The organism is Pantoea sp. CTOTU49201 (assembly GCF_032054795.1).
Taxonomy (GTDB): Bacteria; Pseudomonadota; Gammaproteobacteria; order Enterobacterales; family Enterobacteriaceae; genus Pantoea; species Pantoea symbiotica.
Genome location: NZ_DAMBSA010000101.1, coordinates 7,035 through 12,606, shown reverse-complemented (window position 1 = coordinate 12,606; position 5,572 = coordinate 7,035). Strand labels below are relative to the sequence as shown.

The 5,572-nt window shown below is 52.6% G+C and carries 4 protein-coding genes; 3 read left to right on the top strand and 1 reads right to left on the bottom strand.

The features are described 5' to 3' along the window. From RTY00_RS09630 to RTY00_RS09620, 3 genes are all read left to right on the top strand, one after another. Positions 1-297, top strand: a 297-nt coding sequence (locus tag RTY00_RS09630; protein WP_312664264.1) for a fimbrial protein, incomplete at its 5' end; no start/stop codon positions are given. 328 nt (positions 298-625) lie between these two features. Then, the gene (locus RTY00_RS09625; RefSeq protein ID WP_312664263.1) at positions 626-1,255 is read left to right on the top strand and encodes a response regulator transcription factor; all 630 of its coding nucleotides are present in this window, start codon (positions 626-628) and stop codon (positions 1,253-1,255) included. A gap of 83 nt (positions 1,256-1,338) precedes the next feature. Next, positions 1,339-4,881: a transporter substrate-binding domain-containing protein gene (locus tag RTY00_RS09620; RefSeq protein ID WP_312664262.1), complete on the top strand. Its 3,543-nt coding sequence runs from the start codon at positions 1,339-1,341 to the stop codon at positions 4,879-4,881. A 4-nt stretch (positions 4,882-4,885) separates the two neighbouring features. On the opposite strand, the gene RTY00_RS09615 is transcribed toward RTY00_RS09620, so the two are convergent. Beyond that, positions 4,886-5,500 (bottom strand): response regulator transcription factor, encoded by a 615-nt coding sequence (locus RTY00_RS09615; protein WP_312664261.1) that lies wholly within the window; start codon positions 5,498-5,500, stop codon positions 4,886-4,888. Positions 5,501-5,572 lie beyond the last annotated feature (72 nt).

Below are 5,572 nucleotides of genomic sequence, written 5' to 3'. Positions count from 1 at the left end.
GCGAACACGCTGGGATTAACTCTCAAGCCCAACACCTCGATTATTGACGCCAGCAAAGGCATCATTGGTTTGAGAAATGAGGCTAACGTGGCGACCGGTGTTGGCATCCAGTTGGTCACCAACAGTGCCGGAGTGGGGACACCCGCGCAATTTAATAGTGAAATGCGTTATCCCACCACTAATAACGGCAGCGGAATAGTTACCCTGCCGCTGTTTGCTCGCTATATTCAAACCAATAATACGGTAACGCCGGGGCATGCGAATGCCACCATGACCTACACCATCAACTACTATTAGTTTCTTGCCACGCTGCCTCATTATTTTCATTCATGGCCTGGGCTCAGAGGAATTCTCTGGTCCCAGACCATTCCGCTTCTTACAAGACCGCTACTTCCTGCAGAAACGCACAGCATCTTCTTACATTTGGGCAAAATTCCCTGCTAAGTTATATTGTTACCACAGTGCCGATAAATGGGGTTTCACTCAGATGAAGGAGATTGTTGTGGTCTGTAAACCTTCATCATAAGTAATTTCCTACAGACCATTCGGTGAAAACGGGATAGTGTAATCCGCCCTGGGAACACATTGATAACCTGCTCAGCGTAGTCATCAGGATCTCATTTCTATGAAAAAAGTAATCATTGTTGATGACCATCCGGTTATCCGATTTGCAGTAAAAATGTTGCTGGAACGCAATGAGATGGAAGTGGTGGCCGAAACCAACAACGGTGTCGATGCCATTCAAAAAACACGGGAATGTTTACCTGATTTGGTGCTGCTGGATATTGGTCTGCCAAAGATTGATGGTTTCCAGGTGCTGGAGCGGTTGCGCACCCTGAATCTGCCGCTGAAAATCCTCGTGCTGACGTCGCAGTCGAGCAGTCATTTCGCCCAGCGCTGTAAACAAGCCGGCGCGGATGGCTTCGTCACCAAATCCGATGATATGAGCGAGCTGTTAGACGCCATCAAAATGGTGATGCGCGGTTACAGCTTTTTTCCGCAATCTACCCATCAATCGCATGAACAAATTTATAGCGATCATGATGACGCCGGCTTGTTAGAGCAGCTTTCCGATCGTGAATTGAGCGTGTTAATTAGCATTGGCAAGGGCATGGGTAATAAACAAATAGGCGAACAACTGCTGCTTAGTGAAAAAACCATCAGCACTTATAAACATCGCCTGAAACAGAAGCTCAATGCGCAGTCGCTGATCGATTTAATCGATTTTGCCCGTCGTAACAACCTGATCAAATAACCGGTGCTATGCGTAAGCTTTGCTGCTTTTTACTGATTTGGCTCTGTGCTGCGCTTATTCCTGTGCAGGCGAAAGAGTTCCATTTGCTGACTCGCGCCTCCTTTGAGGGGCTCAAACCGCTGGCGCTTTCGGCGGCGGAGCGTCATTTACTCCATGACAAGAAGCAGTTAGTGATGGGCATTTTCCCCAGCGAGTCGCCGCCTTATGGCATGACTAACGTGCGGGACGAATATGAAGGATTAAGCGCCGACTATGCGGGACTGGTAGCAAAACAGCTTGGCTTAACGCTGCGCATCGAGCAATTTGAGTCGCTGGAGCAGGCACTCAACGCGTTGGAAAGTGGCAAGATCGATTTGGTGCCTTCGCTCACCGCGCGGCAGGATGAAAGTCCGCTGCTTTTTTCTGATCCTTATGCCAGCGAACAACCGGTTCTCGGCATGCGCGTCAACGATAACGTTCCTTTGCCCGGCGATCTCAGCAACATTGATGTTGCCGTGGTGAATACCTATTTGCCGTTAAGTCTGTTACGCCACGCTTATCCGCACGCTAACTTCCGTATGTACAACAATTATCAGGATGCGCTGAGCGCCGTCTCATTTGGTGCCGCGCGCGTCTATCTGGGCAACAGTTTCTCCCTCAGCCGCAACTTTCTGAATAATTTGCGCATGGTGCGCTTCAGCCAGCTGCCGCAAAAGATGATCAGCTTTGCGCTTCCCGCGCAGGCGTCAGAACTTCAGGCGCTGGTGAATCGTGCTATCAGCAACGTGCCGCAGGAAGAGAAGAACGAGCTATTACGTATTTGGCAGCCCGACATGGTGGGGATGAACCAGTCGCTGAATACCCCACCTTTCACCGCTGAGGAACGTAAATGGATGATGGCGCATCCGGTGATAAAAATGGTGATGTTCAGCCAGGACAAAGCCGCACCGATGACCATCATCGATCAAAGCGGGGCATTGCGTGGCATGGTCAGCGACCTCATCACGCTGGTGACATTAAAAACCGGTTTGCGCTTCAGTTTCGAAACCGTTGATACCTCGCAAGAGCTGGTTAACCGCGTTAATAGTGCCGATTTTGATATGTTCGCCTCGCTCACGCCGAGCGCTCAGCGCGAGCAGCAGATTCTGTTTACCCGACCTTATCTGCGCAGCACCTTTGCGCTGACCACGCGCGTGGGCAATAACGATATTCACTCGCTGCCCGATCTGCGCGGCAAGCGCCTCGCGATGGTCGCCAACACCAGCGTCGAAAATATGGTGCATGCGCGTTATCCGGAAATCGACATCGTGCCGGTGCAGAACATCACAGAAATGATGGAGAAGGTGGAGAAGGGCCAGGCGGATGCGGGCGTCGATATTCTGGTGATGGTGGATTATCAGATCAAAACCCACTTCCAAAATAAGCTGAAGATGGTCAGCGCCATTGGCAGTTCGCCCGCGTGGGTTTCGTTTGGCGTCGGACGCGCCGATCCCGAACTGCGCAGCATTCTCGATAAAGTGCTGCTGAGTATTCCGCCGGTAGAAATTGAGGAGCTGGCTAACCGCTGGCGGCCCAGCGATTTGATTGTTTACGACAGCTTCTGGCAGCGTTATCAGGCGGTGCTGATCGCCAGCATCATCTTCTTCGTGCTGATCATGCTGATGGTGATTGGCTGGGCGCTGTATCAGCGCCAAATCATCCGTCGTAAAGCCGAACTGCGCCGCGAACTGAATGTGCAATTGGCGCAACTTCAGGCGTTGGTCACCAGCATGCCATTCCCGGTTTCACTGCGCGACAAAGATGGTCGTTTGACCTACTGCAATCAGCGCTATTTAGTGGAAACCGGCGTGATTTATGAAGAAGCGCTGGGCAAAACGATGCGCGAACATCCCGGATTACGTACGCCAGAGCAGGCGGCGTTTTATCATAATCAGCTGATTGATGTGGTGAAAACCGGCATTCCGATCGTCGAAGATCGCCGTTATGACCTCTGGGACAACCCGGATTCTTCGATTGGCGTCACCGTTTATCAGTGGATTCAGCCGTTCAATGACAGCGATGGCAACGTGGTCGGTGTCATCGCCGGATGGATGGACATCTCGGAACGTGAAGCGCTGTTTGCCGAACTGCGCGAGGCCAAAGAGCGGGCAGAAGATTCCAGCCGCGCCAAATCGGTATTCCTCTCGACCATGAGCCATGAAATCCGTACGCCAATGAATGCGATTATCGGCATGCTGGATATGGCGCTGAAAAAAGGGCGCAGCGGCGAGCAGGATTTGCAGGCATTGGAAGTGGCGTACGATTCAGCGGAAAGTTTGGTGGGCCTGATTGGCGATATCCTCGATATCTCGCGCATTGAGGGCGGCCAGCTGGAATATCATCCGGAAGCGGTGCATCCCGGCAAGCTGATAGATAACCTGATGAAGGTGTTTCAGGGGCTGGCGATTGACAAAAACATCACCCTGACCAGGCACATTCCCGAAGAAGGATTGGAGCAGGTGCTTGCGGATCCACTGCGCATCAAGCAGGTGTTGTCCAATCTGTTAAGCAACGCAATCAAATTCACCGATCAGGGCGGTGTATCGCTCACACTCAGCCAACAGAAGGATGTCGCTGCGGGCCGTGTGTATCTGGTCATTGAAGTGCAGGACAGCGGCATTGGTATTGATGAAAAACAGCAGGCCGCGCTGTTTAAACCTTTTAGCCAGGCCGATAACCGCCGCGCGGGAACCGGATTGGGTCTTTATATCAGCCGAACCATCTGTGAAAAGATGGGCGGAACCTTAACGCTGAGCAGTGAAAAAGGCGTGGGAACCTGCGCGCGCGCCACTCTGATGCTGCCGATGGCGGAAAGCCAGGGCCTTGAGCTGGAAGACCAAGCGGAAGAGGGTGAAAAACTGCCGCTCCGTTCGGTTCTGGTGGTAGACGATAACGCCGCTAACCGCATTCTGCTGGCGAAACAGTTGAGTTGGTTGGGACAGCATGCGGATTTGGCTGCGGATGGTCACGAAGCGCTGCAAATGTGGCAGCGTGGCAATTACGATGTGGTGATCACCGACTGCAACATGCCGGGGCTGAACGGATATCAGATGACCGAAATCATTCGCGAGTCGGAAGAGGATCTGGGACGTAAGCCGATTTGGATTATGGGCTTCACGGCGAATGCGATGCATGAAGTGATCGAGCGCTGTCTGAATGCCGGCATGAACAGCTGCCTGTTTAAACCCTGCTCGATCAGCAGCCTGGCGGCGGCATTGCGCTCAATCGACACGGATCACTTTCCAGCGGAGGTGACCATTCCTGCAATGCCGGAAAGTAGCGAGGTGGATCGTCAGATGGAAGCGGCGATGCGTGATTTGATGGTGACCACGCTGGCGGAAGATTTGGCGCAGTTAGACACGCTCAACCTCGAACAGCATCGTGCCGAAATTGCTGATCTTGTGCACCGTATTGCCGGCAGCGTGCGTATCGCCCGTCAGCATCTGCTGGCCGAAGCCTGCCTGCAGCTGGAAATCGCCTGCCGCGATCCACAGCAGCAGAGCGAAGCATTGCAGCCACGCTTGAGCAAGCTGGTCACGCGGTTGGAAGCTTATCAGGCTAAGCTAGAGAGTGCGGCGATACTGAGTGATATTGCCGAAGAGGAATAAAGGGTTAAAAGCCAGCGCGCTGGGCGAAATCCACCACGTCGCTCACTTTCACGGTGTGCATTTTCTGCATGATGCTGCGCTTATAGGTGCTCACCGTTTTGTTGCTGAGATGGAGTTCATTAGCGATGATCTTATTGCTTTTGCCTGCGCCTAGTTCACGCAATATCTGCATTTCACGGTTGGTCAGCGAGGCAATTAGCGCCTGATCCTGCGTATGGTGCGGCGTAATATCTGCACTGCGCAACATCACCGTTTCGCCTTTCTCAATTTCACTCACCGCGTAGTTAAACATCTCCGCATCGAAACCTTTGCTGAGATAACCCTGAACTTGCCACTTCAGCCTTTTAATCTCATGCCAGCAACTGTCAGTGCTGGCATAAATCAGCAGCTGCAAAGGTCCGCAACATTGGCGCGCAGCGTGCAATTTTTTCAGGTGATATTCGCTGAGCCCGGCCATATCCATGATCAGCAAGGTCGGTTTATCCAGCAGCAGTGCGTGGATCAACTGCGTCGCATCGGAGGTGGCGCAGGCAATCACATAGCCGCGTGCGCTCATCAGTTGAGAAAGGCCCTCAACCATAATCGGATGACGATCAAAAATAATGACGCGCTTTAGCATGCGGTTTCCTCGGTGCGCAGACAATTCGCCAGAATCTCACGTAGCTCTGCTGGCGCAATCGGCTTAGTCAGG

What these genes read in the sequence shown, in the direction of transcription:
- RTY00_RS09615 (WP_312664261.1), bottom strand. Translation starts at nt 5,500, where the DNA reads ATGCTAAAGCGCGTCATTATTTTTGATCGTCATCCGATTATGGTTGAG.
- RTY00_RS09625 (WP_312664263.1), top strand. Translation starts at nt 626, where the DNA reads ATGAAAAAAGTAATCATTGTTGATGACCATCCGGTTATCCGATTTGCA.